Origin of the sequence: Chitinophaga deserti, assembly GCF_003149455.1 — a bacterium.
Lineage (GTDB): Bacteria > Bacteroidota > Bacteroidia > Chitinophagales > Chitinophagaceae > Chitinophaga > Chitinophaga deserti.
This window is the reverse complement of sequence record NZ_QFFK01000008.1, coordinates 1-19,140: the sequence shown is the minus strand read 5'-3', so window position 1 is coordinate 19,140 and position 19,140 is coordinate 1. Positions and strand designations below refer to the sequence as shown.

12 protein-coding genes are annotated in these 19,140 nt (G+C 51.1%); all 12 read right to left on the bottom strand.

Features of this window, described 5'->3' with window-relative positions; all coding sequences use genetic code 11:
- Nucleotides 1-11: 11 nt before the first annotated feature.
- Nucleotides 12-1,256 carry a fasciclin domain-containing protein gene (locus DEV76_RS18345; protein ID WP_157962979.1) on the bottom strand — a complete coding sequence of 415 codons (1,245 nt, stop codon included), beginning with the start codon at nucleotides 1,254-1,256 and terminating at the stop codon, nucleotides 12-14.
- A gap of 5 nt (nucleotides 1,257-1,261) precedes the next feature.
- Nucleotides 1,262-2,335, bottom strand: coding sequence for a fasciclin domain-containing protein (locus DEV76_RS18340; RefSeq protein ID WP_109699393.1), 1,074 nt, complete (start codon nucleotides 2,333-2,335; stop codon nucleotides 1,262-1,264).
- A gap of 19 nt (nucleotides 2,336-2,354) precedes the next feature.
- Nucleotides 2,355-3,536 (bottom strand): hypothetical protein, encoded by a 1,182-nt coding sequence (locus tag DEV76_RS18335; protein WP_109699392.1) that lies wholly within the window; start codon nucleotides 3,534-3,536, stop codon nucleotides 2,355-2,357.
- Nucleotides 3,536-5,254: a DUF4397 domain-containing protein gene (locus DEV76_RS18330; RefSeq protein ID WP_157962978.1), complete on the bottom strand. Its 1,719-nt coding sequence runs from the start codon at nucleotides 5,252-5,254 to the stop codon at nucleotides 3,536-3,538. The genes DEV76_RS18335 and DEV76_RS18330 overlap by 1 nt, the downstream gene beginning before the upstream one ends.
- 26 nt (nucleotides 5,255-5,280) lie before the next feature.
- Nucleotides 5,281-8,718 carry a TonB-dependent receptor gene (locus DEV76_RS18325; protein ID WP_109699390.1) on the bottom strand — a complete coding sequence of 1,146 codons (3,438 nt, stop codon included), beginning with the start codon at nucleotides 8,716-8,718 and terminating at the stop codon, nucleotides 5,281-5,283.
- A 345-nt stretch (nucleotides 8,719-9,063) separates the two neighbouring features.
- On the bottom strand, nucleotides 9,064-10,074 hold the full coding sequence (locus DEV76_RS18320; RefSeq protein WP_109699389.1) for a FecR domain-containing protein: 1,011 nt from the start codon (nucleotides 10,072-10,074) through the stop codon (nucleotides 9,064-9,066).
- Between the two features lie 80 nt (nucleotides 10,075-10,154).
- The gene (locus DEV76_RS18315) at nucleotides 10,155-10,751 is read right to left on the bottom strand and encodes an RNA polymerase sigma factor (RefSeq protein ID WP_109699388.1); all 597 of its coding nucleotides are present in this window, start codon (nucleotides 10,749-10,751) and stop codon (nucleotides 10,155-10,157) included.
- A 67-nt stretch (nucleotides 10,752-10,818) separates the two neighbouring features.
- Nucleotides 10,819-11,397 carry a YdeI/OmpD-associated family protein gene (locus tag DEV76_RS18310; protein WP_109699644.1) on the bottom strand — a complete coding sequence of 193 codons (579 nt, stop codon included), beginning with the start codon at nucleotides 11,395-11,397 and terminating at the stop codon, nucleotides 10,819-10,821.
- 177 nt (nucleotides 11,398-11,574) lie between these two features.
- The gene (locus DEV76_RS18305) at nucleotides 11,575-12,222 is read right to left on the bottom strand and encodes a GNAT family N-acetyltransferase (protein WP_109699387.1); all 648 of its coding nucleotides are present in this window, start codon (nucleotides 12,220-12,222) and stop codon (nucleotides 11,575-11,577) included.
- Nucleotides 12,223-12,343: 121 nt separating this feature from the next.
- Nucleotides 12,344-14,338: an OmpA family protein gene (locus DEV76_RS18300; RefSeq protein WP_109699386.1), complete on the bottom strand. Its 1,995-nt coding sequence runs from the start codon at nucleotides 14,336-14,338 to the stop codon at nucleotides 12,344-12,346.
- Between the two features lie 18 nt (nucleotides 14,339-14,356).
- Nucleotides 14,357-15,367 (bottom strand): PorP/SprF family type IX secretion system membrane protein, encoded by a 1,011-nt coding sequence (locus DEV76_RS18295; RefSeq protein ID WP_157962977.1) that lies wholly within the window; start codon nucleotides 15,365-15,367, stop codon nucleotides 14,357-14,359.
- Between the two features lie 32 nt (nucleotides 15,368-15,399).
- On the bottom strand, nucleotides 15,400-19,140 hold a 3,741-nt coding region (locus tag DEV76_RS18290; protein WP_109699384.1), incomplete at its 5' end, for an Ig-like domain-containing protein.

The following is a 19,140-nucleotide window of genomic DNA, read 5'->3' as shown; positions in this document are numbered from 1 at the left end:
TGTTGGGTGAATCATTTAAGGCGCAGGTTGGCCGGTACCATGATGCGGTCCACCACATGCACGGGCCCCTGGAATGTATTGATATCTGCTTCTGTTACAGTGGCTGTTTGTCCACCTGCCAGCGGAGCCACGGTAACCCGCCCTCCTGCAGTGCCGAAAACCAGCGGCAGGTAAAAAGGCTTCACGGACCCATCGCTTACGTTGAGTGTGAACGAGGAAAGACCGGGATTCAGATCATTGGAATAAAAGACGGCAGGTACCGGAGCACCGGCCCCCCACGTCCCTAATGGCTCATAAATCCGCCCTAGAGCATGATACGACAACAACGAATCGGTCACAAAGCCATTGCGCACCTCAAACCAATCCCAATCTATATATGGCATCGAACGCATATTAAGCGCAATCAGATCATCTACAGATTCGATACCTGCTGCTTTAAATGCATCGTTGGTAGGGGCAAAAAATGCATCCTGAACAACAACATTAGTCAGGTCGGGCTTCAGGTTTTTGAAGATCTTCCGCTGGAAGTAATCCATGCTAATCTCTGACCATACATTATCACACCAATGGGTAATAGCCACGAACATACTGAAGCGCGGATCACTCTCCAGGTACTCCATCACACTCATCCGTGGCATTTCCAGCACACGATTCAGCGGCCATATCACGCCATTTTTGGCGAACATGGGCCTGCTGTGACCGGTATGCTTACCATCCACAATCAGGATCCCTGCTGCATCTGTACCAACATAGTGTTTATAGGTATATGGATACGGATTAGTTACTGCAGACCCTACCGGATTCAGATGTTCCATCAATACGGGATGTGTCAGCAGAGTTTTCTTGTGCAGGCTCCGAAGCTGCAGGCGCAATGCTAACGTATCCAGCTGCTCCGTAATAACATGGAATTGTAACAGGGTATCCAGCTGTTCGGGCGTTGCTGCCGCAATACCTGCAGCATTAAACCCGGCAGCTGCCATGGCTGCATCATCCGGAGCCAGGATGGTAAAGCGCACAGAGGCAGCCTGGGCAGACAGTACCTGATCCATATGACTGCGCTTCCATGCAGCTTCAAATAGTTTGTGTGACGATAATGCCAGCAGGCCGCGTACATTATGATGTGCAGTATCGGCAACCGGTACCGGCGAGCCATGCGGAGGCTGCTGGAATTCCTCTTTCCTGCAGGCTGCGGCCAGCAGCAGCAAGCCTGCTGCCAGCCACCTGCAGGTTCTGTATGTAGTTTTAGTTGTGCTCATATTCCTCATTTTTTCCTGGCTTCTTCAGGTGTGATCAAATAACCCGGCAGGTGATGCACCAGCCCGTTATCAGCCTGGTAATCGCTCCTGCTTTCCACATTACCGGTTGCAGAACGGATAGGTCCTGCCCAAGGATTAGCAGGATCTGTCACCGACAGCGTGTACGTGGCGTCTGTTCCCAGATACAGGTTCTTATCCCCCATTACACTCCGGATGAAAGTATCTCCATCGATGTTTTGGGTGAAGCCGCCCGTTCCGTAAATGATATTGAAAGCGCAAAAGTCCGTAATGAAATAATGGCGTTTGGCAAATACATACACGCCGAACAAACGGGCTCCGATGTAATTATCAGCCGTCATAGTATTGAGGGTATTCATATCCATGCCGGCAGCAGCCATAGCATGGTTATCAGGCGCAAAAACAGTGAAAGGCCCGGGGCCTGAGAACTGTTCCCATAAGCCGAATTTCTTCAGTCCGGCTACGAAAATGCTGTATTCATCCTTCGACAGCAGCCAGTCCTGAACGGTACCCGGTTTGTATTTGATGACTTTATCGAGCAGATAGAGTGTGCCGTTAGACAACACTACTTCTTTCTTAGAGCAGAAAGCGCCATTAAAAAACAGCTGGTTCTGCGGAAAGTCGGGAGAATTTATATAGTGACTTGCCAGCGTGGTATAGAGTTCACGACCTTCATACAGGGATGCATACCGTATGTCCACACCATTCACGGGGATATCGCTCACTACAAGGCGGCGTCCGAGAATGTGAAAGTTGAGCATATTGCGAAGACTGTCGGCATTCATGTGCCCAAAATCTTCCGGCTTCATAATGCCCATCCTGTTCCATGCGGTATTGCCGGGAGCCAGCACAGTGAAAGGGCCCTTGCCGTTGAGGGTTTCGGTAAGCCCTGCCCTTTGCAACGCCGCATATGTGAGGGTGAGATCGTAGTTATTTTTAATGAAATCTGCCGCCGGCCTGTAATTTTGTACAGTATTGACCTGCTCCAGCTCGTCGTGGCTGCAGGCAGAAAACAAGGCGGCTATCAGCAGCAGGCAATAAGTTTTTATGTTAGGTAACATATCAGTTTATTTAGAAAGATCAATACACCGGAGGCGGATATTTGCGCTGAATGGTGGTGAGATAAGCATTACCGTTCACTATTTCGATCGTGTTCACTGTTGAGAACGACCGGGGATTATACTGTCCGGAATGGATGTTAACGATCATTCCCGGCAGGTGCAGCGCCTGCTGCTCAAAGTTGGTTCTGCTGCCGTTCCCTATACAGGAAATAATGGCATACTGTCCGTCTGTATCAGCCGCAACATCCCCATAGGGATTCCGTTCCGGATCGATGGAAGGTGCCAGAATGGAGAAGCGTTGCCAGATATCCGTGCTGATATGGTTAGAAGTGGGATCAGCATACAGCGGAAAACTGTAATACGGCGCTACTTTTCCCGATCCGGCATCCCTTGTCACAGATCCTAACTGGATGAACTTGTAGCCGGGCAATGTGGTAAAGCCGCCTGGCTTGCAGAGCGACAGCCAGATGTTCATATGATCACGAATACCATATCGCAGCATACCAGACTCGAACTGATCCTGCTTCAGCGAATTATCGGCCTGCCAGAAACCATCTGAGCTGTAGTTGTAGAAGTTCATATATACCAGCGAATCCGAAAGCGGCAGTTTATGGAATATCTCCGTGCGTATCACCACTCCGGTTTTACGGGTAGCAAAGTCTTTCTGCAATACATGCATAGTATAAACTTCCCGCGCACCGAGTTCCACAACGGTATCCACCGCAATCTTTTTGCGCAGCTGCGGTTCCAGTTCGAAGAAGGGAATGGCGTTGGCAGGCCGGTACATGAACATAACACGGTGGTGGCCCGAGGGCACCTGCGCCCAGCTGCTGAGATCGAAGCCATTCAGCACAGGGCCAACCAGTACGTTTTCGCGGCCCGGATATTCGGGGTTATTCACGCTATTACCGGAACCTACATGTGAAGGGTATGGCGGCGCGTAAGGTGCACGCTGATCCAGAAAATCGCCTTTTACGGCGGCGCTTACCGGCACCCCGTTATTATCGAGCACGGGATCGATCAGCATGGTGAGAAATGGTCTTTCTTCATCCTTATTCTCCAGTCCTATTTTGAGGTTCAGGTTATTGAACACACGCAGATAAGACGGGTTCTCCAGCTGTGTGTATTCCACCTTGCTGCAGGCCGAGAGGCCGGCCAGCAGGATGCTCCACAGGCATAATGTTGTCAGCTTCATTTTCATTACTTCGTATGTTTAACGATGATCATTCTGGCTTTTTCTCCTTCAGGCACTGCATTGTTCAACTGACCAATGAGCGCCACGGTAAATATGCCCGGCTCATGTACAGGCAGCGGGCCTCTCACATATAATTCCTTCCGGGCGATAAAATCTGTGCTTTTCACCACAGGTATCTCAGTGATCCAGCTGCCGGGCAGCACGGATGGCCGAGAGCGGTACGCCATGATGTTCCAGGCTTCAAACGACTGGCTAAAACGAACATAGGGAAGGGAAACAGGTGCAATACCCGGCTGCAGATTGGTGGACGATTCATTATTGAGAGGCTGCCCGTTCTTTCCGGTGAAAGTCACATAAGGAAGATCCTTACAGAAGTTGAGGAACCTCACATGGAAAGGGTATTTCTGTTCGTAGCGGTCCATACTGCCATCGGCTCCATTACCGCCCGTATACCAGCCACCGCTGAGGTTATTGCTTACCAGCGTGATACCAGCCTTACCATCTGCCCTGCGGTAAATCCAGGCAGTATAGTTCATATTCGGCTGCAGCTGGGCATCCATTTCCGCTATTACCGCACCTTTATTGTCCACAGCCGTGATATGAGCTGCACCGCGGATGCGGATCGAATAATCGCTTTGCTTACCATAAGGCACCTGTACAGCAGGATCGTTATCAATCTTCACCGCCACAGTACTTTCACCGGAAAGGGCATTTACAGCCTGAATACGGGCATAATTCACGTTAGCCGGCTCAGCAACATCTGCCAATACCCGGAAAGCATTCTGATACCCGCTGTAAGTTTCTCCGGACACTCCGTTATAGTAGGGAAATGTAAAACTGCTCACACCAGTCATGATAGTATAAATCCCTCCTGGCTGATATGTGCGCACGGGTGCGTAGGTGAGGTGTGTGGATACAGTATGTGGCCGGCCCGGAGCTCCTTTCACAAGGGTGGAAGTTTCGGGGTCTATGATATCCGTATTTTCCAGTGTGCTGCCTCCGCTGGCAGATACCTGAATCCCGTCAGGCGTCAGCACTTTAAACTGGTAGGTACCATATGGCAATTCTATATAATCAGATGCCTTACCCACTGCCACATTAGTAGTGGCTATGCTTACGGGAGTGCCATCAGCATAGGCCAGCGTAAGCGGAACGGATAGCTGGTCTACCGGATCGCTCTGCGAACGAAGTATCTGCGCCATATTCACCAGCCTGATTTTGATATATCCTGCCTTAGAAGGGGCCGTTACGCTGCGGGGGATCTCCATTAACCGGGGCAGGTTACCCATCGTCACGTTCCCGCTCTGCAGCAGCAGATAGTCTTTGGCACCGGTACCATCTTCCCGCACATCCAGCGCAATGGTATCGCGCCAGCTGCTTTGCCACATAATGGCTTCAGTCATGAGGCTGGCTCTGCCATTTTTCAATATCTGGCGGGGAATACTCCACATCTGCCCCAGCTGCCCTTTGTCGGGGAAGAACTTCGTGGAGGGGTACATGGGTATTACACCGGGTGCGCCGGGCCGGAATATCGTGTAGTTGGTAAGCGTATCCCCTTCCGCAATCACCTGGCTGTGCCCGGTGAGGTTGATCAGCCGCAGGAGTGAGTTACCCTGCACATCCTGTACCGGCCGGTTATCGTACCGGTAATTCTCCTTCTCTTTCTTACAGGAAAAGAAACTCAATACCATTCCGCAGCACACCGCATAAATTCCGTATTTCATGCAATCTCTTTTTTTCGATGAATGTTTTATAACAGCTTGTAGGTAAACCCAAGCATAATTTCCGATCCGCGTTTAAAGCTGCGGTTTATGTACCGGTTGCCATACCACAATCCTCCGGTTCCGGGGTTAGCATATACCGTCTGAACGGCAGGGTTCAGGATGTTTTTCGTGTACCCTTTGAACAAAAGGCGCTTGCCCAGCTGCTGGGAAAACACAAGATCCAGCACGGGAACAGGACGCGTATACAGATCCGGCTCACCTGTGAGGTTGATCTGCACCAGCCGCTCTCCCACCATGTTAAATGTGGCCGTGAGATCGGTTCCTGTTTTGCTGCTCTTATAGTTCAGCCATCCATTGAGACTGTAAGGCGCCTGTTCAAAAAGCGGGCTGTTTTCCGGCGTATGCCTGTCAAGCGATTTGTTGGCATTATAGCGTGCCTGTGTCTTTTTGATATTGCTTTGCGCCAGCAGCAGGTTGGTGCCGATAAAAAAGTTTTTGAATGCTGGGGTAAGTTTACCCAGATCTTTCACCAGCTCCAGCTCTACTCCCCATACCGTTCCGGTATTTGGATCGTTCTGGAACTGAATGGTGGGATACTCAGGATACTTCGCGGCCAGTCCCTCGGTTTTCAGGCTGAACACCTTCACCAGCTGGTTATTGATCCGTTTTCCGAAAAGGGAAACGGAGATCACTTCTCCGGCATTAGGAAACCATTCCCAGCGGAAGTCGAGGTTTTCGGTATGCTGGTTCACCAGTTTCGGGTTGCCGACTACCAAGCCCATCTGAAATGCATCGAACTCGAATACGTTGGTAAGCTCACGCAGTTCCGGCCTTGCAAGAGTTGTATTATACGCCATCCTGAAGTTCATATTCTCCTTCCACGTGTAAGTCATATTCAAAGCATAGTATGGCTTATAAGAAGTCCTGTAAACCGAATTGGGGTCAATAAGTACAACGGGAATGGATTGCCCGTCGCTGTTCTTCTTCGTCAGTGAGGGATCGAGGTATACATCAGAAGTATCTACGGACGACTGTATATTCGTTCTTTCAAAACGCACGCCACCCGCCAGGCGGAGGTTACTCAGTACCCGCAGGTCGAGCATACCGTAAAATGCATTCGTCTCGAAAAAGCCTTTGTAGTTATTAGGTGATTTCTGGCTGTTATATAGGTATCCGCCCACGGCATTCGCGCCTTCTCCGGAACCACCCGTTACCGGACGGATACCGATTACTTCCGGACTAACAAGCCTGTCGAGGTTCCCGGCCACATCGTACAATGTAACTGCGCCGTTGGGTGCGAAGTTGGAACCCGGGAGGAAGAACATATTTTCCCGGAAAGTACGGTCGCGGTTCAGGTAGTTGAACCCGGTCTTGAATTCCTGCTTCTGCCCGAAAAGCGGGAAAGGCAGGGTAAGATCGGCTTTATAGTTCCAGTTCGTTTCTTCGAGGTTACGCCAGCGGCGGCCATTAGGTTCCGCCTGAATGATGCCATAAGTACCATAACCGTTTACATAGCCGGAATTCAGCGCATACAGATGATCTGTATACACATAACTGCCCTGTCCGCTGCCGGCAGCTACCGCAGGCCGCCAGTAGAATGCGCCATCCCGGGGCCTGTAGTCTGTCAATGTCACAAACCGGAAATCAGGATCGTTCTGGCTGGAAGATGACGAAGCCATGTTATAGCTCAGCCTTGGCGAATATGCCGAAGCCAGGAACTTATGTTCACCCTGCAGGTTAAAAGTATTCAGGCTGCGGCGGGTTTGCTTCAGGGAATAAATAGTGCTGTTTACATCACCTGGCAAACCTGTATACTGATACTGCCCGTACATGTTTACGGCCTGCGCTTCACTGCCCCAGCTGCCGAGGTATTGCATACTGATCTCATGGCGGGGATTGAAACGGAATGTAAGGCCCGCCAATGCTCCGTAGTTCAGCGTTTCGGTGCCGGTATTCTCTTTATAGGTCTGGTATTTACCCATAAAAAGACTGTTAGGCGTAATATAGTTAGGGATGTTACGCGGACTATACACCTGCGGATTCCCCGTGATCACACCCTGATAAATGCTGTATTGGGTAAGCTCGCCACCATACACATCAGTAGTACGGCGGTAGTAATTGGCACCAGCCACCACACCCAGCTGTTTGTTCTTAAACACTTTAAAGCTGTTGCCATAGGTAGCGGAATACAGCTGATTGAGGGGGGCCAGTTTATAACGGGTGGTCATCACCGGATCAAAGGAATGCATGATGCGGTTGATGCGATTCGCTTCTTTCAGCATGGCCGGATCATTGTTACTGTTGGCCATCAGCTGCTGAATCTGGCCAAGTCCGCCGGGATATTGCCTGGAAAGATCAAGAAACTCGCCGGTAAGGTTCTTCTGGTTCACATTCGTACCGAAGAAGCCCAGTTCGCTTTTATAAAAACTGTTCATCTTCCCTCCCGGCCCAATATTGGAATTGAAACCGGTTTGCGCGATGATCTCCAGCGTTGCTTTATCAGGTACGGATTTAGTTTTCAGTTCCACGATACCTGCGGCAGCATCTGCAGGTTTATCGGGCGTAACAGTTTTATAGATGGTGATATTATCGAGCAGACTGGCAGGTACCAGATCGAGGGGGATGGTGCTGCGGTCAGGGTCGGAAGATGCCAGGCGTACACCATTGAGCTGACCTATCACGGAGCGGTCGCCCAGGCCGCGGATGGCCACATACTTATCGTCTGTCACCGTTACACCGCTCACCCTTTGCAGGGCTTGTGTGGTGGTGATGGAGGCTGTCCGCTCGATTTGCTGTGCAGAGATAGCATCCTGTACGATGGCGGCATTCTTGCGCTCCTGCAAAACAGTGATCTCAGTATTGGTTTTACGGCGGGCATTAACGGTTACTTCACCCAGCTGCCGGCTGGATACAGTGAGCATTACGGTAATGCTACCGGTAGATTTACTCACCTTCACTTCCTTCGGCTCATATCCCATCAAACTGAACACCAGCGTTGCACCTTCTTCCGGTACCATGAGTGAGAAATTACCGGATGCATCCGTAGTAGCGCCTGCGGAGGTTCCTTTCACGCGGATGGAAACACCGGGCATGGGATCTTTGGTTTTACCATCGAGCACACGGCCGGTAATGGGAACAGGAACCGGTTTACGCACGATCACCACATAACCATTGAGTAAACGGTAAGTGAGATCGGTGCCGGAGAATATATGGGTCAGCGCATCTTTTACCGTGATGTTCTTTTCATACAGCGTTACCGGTTTGCCGGCATGTTCCAGCAGTTCTTCGGGCAGCAGAAAACGTACACCGCTTTCTTTCTCGATATGCAGGAGACTTTCTCGCACACCCGCTTTGTTCAGGTGCAGATCCAGCTTCGTGGAAAGGTCCTGGCTTTTAACATGCCCCCCTAAAAGAAGGGTCACGAATGTAAGCTGAAGCACTAAAAAGATAAACGAGCATTTCATCAGGAAATGTATTTGAAGTAATCGTCCGGATGGGAGCATCGCTGCTGAGCTTCCGGATGCGTTACATTCATATGCGTATCCGTCTGTCACAGCATGCATGACTTTTCCCAAAGGATCATTCTTTAATCCTTTTTTCATACTTTTGAATGTTACTGGTTAAGCCCTGAAAGGGGCAATCTGTTAACTACCGGGCATGAGAATGCCCATTTAATTTCGTCACCGTTATGTCTTCCAAAACTCAACTGGTGATTGAAATTATCTACAGGTGCTCCTGCATGCGGTGCAAACGCGGGCGGGAGCATTTTCTTTTGTGTAGCGTTCTACTTCATGCAGCGTTTTTAATTGTTATTGAATATCGACCTGTCCGGGCTTTACGGTATATCTAAACCCTCCACCGGCGGCCAGCAGCTGCAGTGTTTGCTCCAGCGGAGCGGCCCCTGAAAGGGTTACGGTTATCTTCTGATGTGCAATACCGGGCTTTCTGAAACTGATCTTTACACCATACCAGCGTTCCAGTTCCGTTGCAATATCAGATATCGGTTTATTATGAAACACGAGCCTGCCGCCTTTCCAGGCTTCCACATCAGCGGCTTTTACTGCAGCCACGGCCCGTTTACCTGAAACCTGTTCCCAGTTCAGTTCTTCCCCGGGGGTTAATACCGCCAGCTCCTGCTGCCTTCCGTCTTTCACATGATCCACCCTTACTTTACCTGTAGCCACTGCTACCGATGCGGTCAGGCCATTGAAGGCGCTTACTTTAAACGAGGTACCCAATACGGTAGTCCGTACTTCTCCCGTATACACCATAAAGGGCTGTTCCCTGTTCTCAGTGATTTCAAAGAATGCTTCCCCCTCGAGGAATACTTCGCGTGAGGCTCCTGTAAATTCTTCAGGGTAACGCAGTCTGCTGCCCGCTCCAAGGTGGATAACGGAACCATCAGTTAACCGTACCACAGCACGGCTTCCGTTTGCAGTTTGCTTCGATGCCATGACAACCTGAGATGAACTACCACTGGTTTTCAATAATTGAGAACCAAGCCATCCCGCACCACCGATTACGGCAGCCCATATCGCTGCTTTCATCCATCTGCGCATAGGTCTTAGTTTCGCAGTGCCTTCTTCATCAACACCCATCCTTTCACGAATCTGGCGAAACCAGCGGTCCTTTTTTCCGGAAGGCACCTCTGCACGGGAGTTTTCTTCCATATCCGCCTGCAGGCGTTCATCGAGCACTGCATCCAGCAGATCGCGGCCTTCAGGCAGCAATAAGTATGCTTCTACAATGGCCTGCTCTTCAGGCGTGCATTGATAATCGAGGTAGCGATGTATTAAGCGGCTGTTGACAGGATTCGTCATGTTCCAAACTGCAGTATTATGCGCTGCATGCCTATATAGTACAGATGATGGAAGGTAGGGCTAACCGAAAAGGAAAAAAATCATGCATTTAATATACAGATAACAATGACCGTACTGATATCGGCATAATCCTTCAGCTGGTCGCGGAAATGAGAGAGGGACGCTTTGATATGATTCTTAACAGTAAAAGGAGACAAATTCATTTTGCGGGCTATTTCCAGGTGGGTTAACTCATCCTGACGGCTAAGGCGGAAGGCGGTTTGCCGCTGGCCGCTAAGCTGCGCCAGTTCATTGAGGTAAGCCGTTTCCAGCTGGCGCTGGCGGATGCGGCTGTCGGCATTAAAGGCCCCGGCCGGCTCACTGTCGCCCAGTAAAGCGAGAGGCACGGTTTGCCTCCGCTGACGGGTTACAATACGAACCACTGCGTTCTTCATGGCCCGGAAAAGATACGATGCCAGCTGCACATCGGCCGGGAGCTGGCCACACTTCTGCCAGAGCCACAGCATCACATCGAGCATGGCTTCTTCTGCCTGGTGCTCATCCTCTATATACTTAAGGCCGTAGTGATACAGTTTACCGGAATAACGGTCAAACAGCACGTCGAACGCCCGGGAATTTCCATTCCTGCACGCTTCCAGCAAAACCTGATCAGATTGTTCCGTTATCGGGAAACCCATAAGTATGTCCGCTTTTTTACCGGAACAAACTTACAGGCAATTTTCAGCCCGCGATATTAAGTGTTCATTAAATATGCTTAGGCTTCTTTCCTTCTGCCGCCAATGCAGCAATTTCATCTACCCGCTTCTGCCGCGTTTCCGGACGGCGGGCCATTTCCACCCAATGCAGGATCATTTTCCTTACAGACTTGCTCAGCCCGGTAAAGTATGCTTTCGACCCCGGATGCAATTTAAAAGCCTTCTCCAGGTCTTTGGGAATAATACCTTCCTCCACGGTATCCAGCCGTGTCCATGAACCATTCTGTTTAGCGATCTCTATACAGTCCAGTCCGGCTTTCCTCATCAGCCCTTCTTTTATTAACCGGTCCACCTTCTCCTTATTGATTTTGGACCAGTTGCTATCCGGTTTCCTCCGGGTAAAGAATTGTATAAATGCATTATCCCCGACTGATTTCCGGGTACTGTCTATCCATCCGAAGCATAAGGCTTCATCCACCGCATCGCTCCACACCATAGTGGGCTTATTCGCTTCTTTTTTGTACATAAGGAGCCAAACAGATTGCTCGGTGCGGTGATGCTTCTTCAGCCACTCCCGCCAGTCGCTGCGGCTTTCGGGGGTAAAAGTCTTTATTTCGGTTTTAGACATGTTTGCCGGGTTGTTCATCGAATGTAAATGTTTAATGGAATGATGTAAAGGTATTTCAGGGAAATGACAGCCTTATGTCAGCAGGGAGTGGTTGTTTTGAAAATATAAACGTGGGATTCCGGTATGATGAAGAAACCATTTAAATTATAGGGTCACAAACAGCATTCCTGCCTATAACTATTTTACCGGGATCACAACCGAGGTATATGGAGATATCAATTCCCAGCCCAGCGTTTCATACAACGCCTTCCCCTGCTCCGTAGCCACGAGTACTCCAAGGGTAATACCCTGCAATAACGCCGTTTCTTCCAGTAGTTGCAGGATGAGTGTTGCCAGGCCCTTGCGCCGGTGGGGCGGCTCCGTAGTTATCCTGTCGTACACCGCCAGGTCGTCTACCATCACCACCCGCCCTATTGCGGCCAGATCCGTATCTCCGGCAAGGATCCTCACTATAGTAACCGGCCCCGACACTTCTCTGCTCACCCTATATCCTACCGGCAAGGTCACTCTTTCACCTGCCATTCGGCGCAAGCAGGTCATGAGAAAACCAGGTTCCTGGATTTCCCATCCATCGCATAGTATCTTTTGCACTTCAGAAGGCGCGGCGCATACTTTGCCAAACACCCAGGGCTCTGTTATATCTTTCATCAACCGGGAAAATTCACCGGTCAACTCCGGAAACACATACCGTGCTTTTTGCTCCGGCCAGTCTACCGACACTTTAAATCCCGATCCATACTTTTCGGGCAGTGGCAGTCCGCGCGACAGCGACCAGCCTTTCAGCCATTTCTCCAGTAATTGGGGATTTACCTGATGAGATTGCATACGCAATGTTAGCAATTATTCCGCGTTCAGAATATCCCTTAAATGAGCACGCCGGAACTTACGTTCCGGCGTGTGTTGGTGTGGTGTATTCGTCGTCCTGGATAATTAAACCCAAAATCGCTTATCGTTTCAAGACACGTACTTCTGTTCTGCGGTTGGCCTGATGTTCTGCTTCGGTACATTCAACCCCATCGGCACACTTGTTCAGCAGGCGCGCTTCACCGTAGCCTGCCGTTTGAATACGGCTGCGGCTGATGCCTTTCGACACCAGGTAATTGGCAGCCGAAGCGGCACGGCGTTCAGACAGAATGATATTGTAAGCATCGGTATGCCGGCTGTCTGTATGCGCAGCCAGCTCTACCTCCATACCCGGGTATTCCTCCATGAGCGCTGCAAGGGAATCCAGAACGGGAAGATTTTCAGGGCGGAGCTGGTAATCATCCCGGTCATACAGGATACTGGTCAGCTGGCGGATCTCACCCAAACGTGGAACGGACGACATCAGTTCCAGAGATACCCGCACCGTATCTTCACTACCACCGGTGAACCGTGCCCCTTTAGACCAGCTGTGACCGGGGCCGGACGCCGCTACGGCATACCGGTGTCCGTCCAGGATCACCATGTACACTTTACCATCATCCGAAGTAGTCAGCGTCCAGTGAGCTTCCCGGTTTTCGTCGGTAAGCGCCACCAAAGCCCCGGCAGCTGGTTTCATCGATCCCTGTCCGAGAACCGTTGCTTCAAGTATGAATATCTTTCTTCCCGGGGCTGTAGCTCCGGTGGTGGTGTTAACACCCAGTGTACGGTAAAGATCGTCGTCTCCTTTCCCTCCGGTTCTGTTGGAAGCGAATACTTCCATTCCGGAAGGCCCCCTGCGCAGGTAAAAATCATCGCCGGGAGAATTATATCCCACTTTCAGGTTCACGGGTGTTTGCCATTGTGCCCCCTGCCCTTCTGCAGTAAAAAGGTCAAAACCTCCCATGCCGGGATGCCCTTTGCTGGCGAAGTATAATTTACCCGTTTCGTTTATTGTCGGGAATGCTTCTTCTTCAGCAGTGTTCACTGAAGTGCCGCAGTTCTGCGGTGCTCCCCAACTGCCATCGGCCTGTTTCTGACAGAACCAGATATCCGTTTTACCGGCACCTCCAGGCATATCACTGGTGAAATAAAGTTGCTGTCCGTCTGCCGACACGGCAGCATGGCCAACAGAATACTGCGGATTGTTGTAAGCGAAGGGAACGGGCGCTTGCCAGCCGTTTTGCCCCCTCGCGCTCACGAACAATTCCAATCTTCTTGTACGGTACTTCCCGCTGCTGCCTTCACGCTGCAGCAATGGCTTCCCTGGATCATTGACCGTGATAAATGCCGCTGTGCCATCAGGCGAGAAAGCAACCGGACCGGCATGATGTTTAAACCTGTTAAGGGATGGATCGTAACCAAATACCATGGTAGCACCATTGGCACTGTTTACGGTATCCACATAATATAGCTTCTGATAAGCGTTGCCTGTACGGCGGTATTCTTTCAGGGAAGACTTCTGCCGGGTATGCAGCATGGTTTCGCGAAGACTGTCGGAAGTAAATACGAAACATCCGTCCCCATCCCAGGTAGCGCCCCAGTCGGATGCCATTGAGTTCAGGTCAGACATGTTCCTCACTTCCACTATCCCTTCGTTCATCCACCGGGTAGCAGAATCGCAACCCGCCATGCGCACCTGTGCTTCCGCACCGCCTTTCTCTGCATAGCTGTTATAGATAGCCTTTGCTGCGGCATAATCACCTGTACTCTTCACCGCATCGCCATAATGCAGGAAATCTGCCGGCTGTGCATCTTTACTTTCGGTGACCTTCCTGTAGCACTCCACGGCTTTCTTGTATTCATTGAGTTGCCGGTAGCAGTCTGCCAGCATGCGCAGCTGAGCAGTTTTGAAGTTCTTTTTACCGGAAGCCTCTTCGAGGTAAATAGCCGCCTTCCTGTATTCCAGCCGGAGGTAATGTACTTCCGCCAGATCTTTTACAGGGCGCTGCTCCTGAGCAGCCGCCAATTGCGGGAAAACTGCCAGGCCCGCACCGAGGATGATATAACCGGATAACTGCCGGATCAAGCTTATGTTCATTGGATTCAAGCGGTTAAATTAGAAATACCTCGGGCTAACTACCCGTTCGCCATTTTGTTTCCTGGGGAAGAGAATACCGATAGAGATCTCATGCGATCCGGTCTGATGACTGGCAATGCCACTCAGGGCAAAATCATAGGAATAACCGATCCGCATCCTGTCGCCCGCAAAGTACTCCACCATCACACTGGCCGCGTTTGCACGCTTTAAGCCAGATTGCAGATCCGGCTTGTTCAGCAACGGAACGGAAGAACGGTACGATCCTCCGATCCATATTTTGTCTGACACAAGTGCAAACAGGTTCAGGTCGAAGTTGGTAGGGCCATGGAAATCTTCTTTTATCATGATAGAAGGTTTCAGCTTCAGATGCTCGTCGATATTAATCATCCCCCCGGTCGTGAAGTATACGTGGCGGGTTCTTTTGATGACCATATACTCCCTGTCGTGCCCTGCCACATGAACTGAGTTATCCAGTGTTTGAGAGAAGAGCTGCAATACTGATGCACCTGCATAAAACGATGGTGTATAGTAGTAGATACCAAAGCTGCCATCGGGCTTGAAAGTGCTGATCTTACCTGTAGGTGCATAAGGATCATTAGGGTCTGTAAGCTGAAGCGCATTACCTGTAACGGCATATTGCGCCACGCTGACAGCCAGGCCCAAGTTAAGCCTGCGGGAACCCGATTCGTTCAGCGGAATCCGGTAGGCATATGCACCGGAAACTGACATATACTCCTGCGGCCCAGACTTATCCCACAGCGCCTGGATGCCCAGTCCCACCTTCTCCTTGTCGGCCCAGGCGGGCAGCCCGTCGAAGGAAATGATCCCTGTGGTGGGTGCTCCGGGGAAATCGACCCATTGCTTCCTGAACGTGGCGTTCAGATAGCCATCGCCGCGGTAGCCTGCATAGGCCGGGTTTACGGCCAGTCCGTTGAAAACATACTGGCTGAATTGCACTTCCTGCTGGGCGGCAGCCGGGAGTACGGCTCCGGCAAAGAAGAGCAGCAGCAGGGATATTTTATTGCGCATGAGCATCGTTTTTTTGGTCGTTCACGAATCGGTTATTTAAGTAATTGAATCCAGCCTTTGATCACTTTAGGACCCTGCGGCAGGTTCACTTTCAGGATATAGTAATATGTTCCGCCACTGAGGCCTGTACCATCCCAACGGTTATCGTAAGGTGCTTTGTGGTACACTTCGTTACCCCAACGGTTAAAGATGGTGAGCGAGGATCCGCTAAACTTGTGCAGGTCAGGGATCACGAAGCGGTCGTTGATACCATCGCCATTCGGTGTGATAGCGTTGGGGATGAAGAAGTCTTCTTCGCCCGCGTACAGCCTTACCACCGCTTCATTAGACAGCGTTCCGTTTACATCCCGCACACGGTACCTGAATTCTTCCCCACCCTTGAATCCGGGCAGCGGGTTAAATGTAATAGTACCGTCGGCATTGATCGTAACCGTACCTCTTGCAGGTTGCTGTGTAACAATAATGGTTGCCGGATTGAGGGCGCCACGGTCGTTCACCAGTACAGGGATCGTTACGCGGTCGCCGGTTCTTACAGACAGGGTATCATTGACAGCTAGCGGCTGTTCATCTACCCGGATAGTAACTGCAGCGATGTTAGATACTACGTTTGCCGTATTCCGGATGGTATAGTTAAACCTGTCGGTACCGGAGAACCCTTCTGCAGGAGTATACCTTACGGTACCATCGGGCATCACGGTCACAGTGCCATTGGCGGGCAGTGTGGTGATGGTGATGGAGGCGGTGTTGATGGCGCCATTATCCTGACGGTCGTTACCAGCTACAGGTATTACAATTGATTGTCCCACGTATGTAGCCGCCTGATCATCGACAGCTACCGGCGGTACGGGAGGCGTACAATCGTTTACGGTAATTGCTATCGTCTGACGGGCAATGCATCCTCCGCCGTTGTTCACTTCATAAGTGATAGTGGCAGTTCCTGCAGACAGTCCGGTTACCACACCTCCTGCGCTCACGGATGCTACTGCAGGGTTGTTGGTGGCCCAGGTTCCACCGGTGGTGGTATTAGCCAGTGCAGTAGTAGAACCGATACATACAGTGGTAGTTCCGGTAATCGGGGTTACCACAGGTAGCGCGCTCACAGTTACGGTAGCGGTTTGAGTTGCTACGCAGCCTGCTGCATTCGTTACGGTATAAGTAATGGTAGTAGTACCAGCAGTTACACCCGTTACCACACCCGCAGCGTTTATCGATGCTACAGTTGTGTTGGAAGATGACCAGGTTCCACCAGCGGTTGCATTAGCCAGCGCCGTTGTTGAACCGATACATACAGTGGTAGTACCGGTGATTGGAGCTACTACAGGCAGAGCGCTCACAGTTACGGTAGCGGTTTGAGTTGCTACGCAGCCTGCTGCATTCGTTACGGTATAAATAATGGTAGCAGTACCAGCAGTCACACCCGTTACCACACCCGCAGCGTTTATCGATGCTACCGTTGTGTTGGAAGATGACCAGGTTCCACCAGCGGTTGCATTAGCCAGCGCCGTTGTTGAACCGATACATACAGTGGTAGTACCGGTGATTGGAGCTACTACAGGCAGGGCGCTCACGGTTACGGTAGCGGTTTGAGTTGCCATGCAGCCTGCTGCGTTGGTGACAGTATAAGTAATGGCAGTAGTACCAGCAGTTACACCTGTTACCACACCAGCTGCGTCTATCGTAGCTACAGCAGTGTTCGATGATGACCAGGTTCCGGCAGCAGTTGCGTTAGCCAGTGTAGTCGAAGAACCAATACATACCGTAGTAGTGCCAGTAATCGGGGTTACCACAGGCAGGGCATTCACTGTTACCGTAACGTTCTCAGTAGTAGTGCAACCTGCAACGGTTACAGCATAAGAGATCGTAGTTGTACCAGCGGATACGGCAGTCACCACACCAGCTGCGTCAATCGTAGCTACAGCGGTGTTGGAAGATGACCAGGTTCCGGCAGCAGTGGCGTTAGCCAGTGTAGTCGAAGAACCAATACATACTGTGGTAGTGCCAGTAATCGGGGTTACCACAGGCAGGGCATTCACTGTTACCGTAGCAGTCTCAGTAGTGGTGCAACCTGCAACGGTTACAGCATAAGAGATCGTAGTTGTACCAGCAGATACGGCAGTCACCACACCAGCTGCGTCTATCGTAGCTACAGCAGTGTTCGATGATGACCAGGTTCCGGCAGCAGTTGCGTTAGCCAGTGTAGTCGAAGAACCAATACATACCGTAGTAGTGCCAGTAATCGGGGTTACCACAGGCAGGGCATTCACTGTTACCGTAACGTTCTCAGTAGTAGTGCAACCTGCAACGGTTACAGCATAAGAGATCGTAGTTGTACCAGCGGATACGGCAGTCACCACACCAGCTGCGTCAATCGTAGCTACAGCGGTGTTGGAAGATGACCAGGTTCCGGCAGCAGTGGCGTTAGCCAGTGTAGTCGAAGAACCAATACATACTGTGGTAGTGCCAGTAATCGGGGTTACCACAGGCAGGGCATTCACTGTTACCGTAGCAGTCTCAGTAGTGGTGCAACCTGCAACGGTTACAGCATAAGAGATCGTAGTAGTACCAGCGGATACGGCAGTCACCACACCAGCTGCGTCAATTGTCGCTACAGCGGTGTTCGATGATGACCAGGTACCGGAGGCGGTAGTGCTGGCAAGCGTAGTAGAGGCACCTTCGCAAAGGGTCATAGTTCCAGTGATCGGAGCCACAACCGGCAGGGCGTTAACTGTTACCGTAGCGGTCTCAGTGGTGGTGCAACCTGCAACGGTTACAGCATAAGAGATCGTAGTAGTGCCAGCGGATACGGCAGTCACTACACCTGCTGCGTCTATCGTAGCTACTGCGGTGTTCGATGATGACCAGGTACCGGAGGCGGTTGTGCTGGCAAGCGTTGTAGAGGCACCTTCGCACAAGGTCATAGTTCCGGTAATCGGAGCCACAACCGGCAGCGCGTTAACTGTTACTATTGCAGTCTCAATAGTGGTACAGCCTGCGGTCGATACAGTATAAGTTACTAATGTAGTACCGGCAGACACTGCAGTTACCACACCAGCAGCATCAATTGTAAATACCGCAGTGTTGGAAGAACTCCAGGTTCCACCAGGAGTAGCATTAGCCAGTGTTGTGGTAGCGCCTTCGCACAGGGTCATAGTTCCGGTGATCGGAGCCACAACTGGCAGCGCGTTAACTGTTACCGTAGCGGTTTCAGTAGTGGTGCAACCTGTAACGGTTACTGCATAAGAGATCGTAGTAGTGCCGGCGGATACGGCAGTCACTACACCTGCTGCGTCTATCGTAGCTACAGCGGTGTTCGATGATGACCAGATACCAGCAGCGGTTGTATTAGCCAGTGTTGTGGTGGCACCTTCGCACAGGGTCGTAGTTCCGGTAATCGGAGCCACAACCGGCAGGGCGTTAACTGTTACTGTAGCGGTCTCAGTAGTAGTGCAGCCTGCAACGGTTACAGCATAAGAGATCGTAGTTGTACCAGCGGAAACGGCAGTCACTACACCAGCAGCGTCAATTGTAGCTACAACGGTGTTCGATGATGACCACGTTCCGGAAGCGGTAGTACTGGCAAGCGTAGTAGAGGCACCTTCGCACAGGGTCGTAGTTCCGGTGATCGGAGCCACAACTGGCAGCGCGTTAACTGTTACCGTAGCGGTTTCAGTAGTGGTGCAACCTGCAACGGTTACAGCATAAGAGATCGTAGTAGTACCAGCGGATACGGCAGTCACCACACCAGCTGCGTCAATTGTCGCTACAGCGGTGTT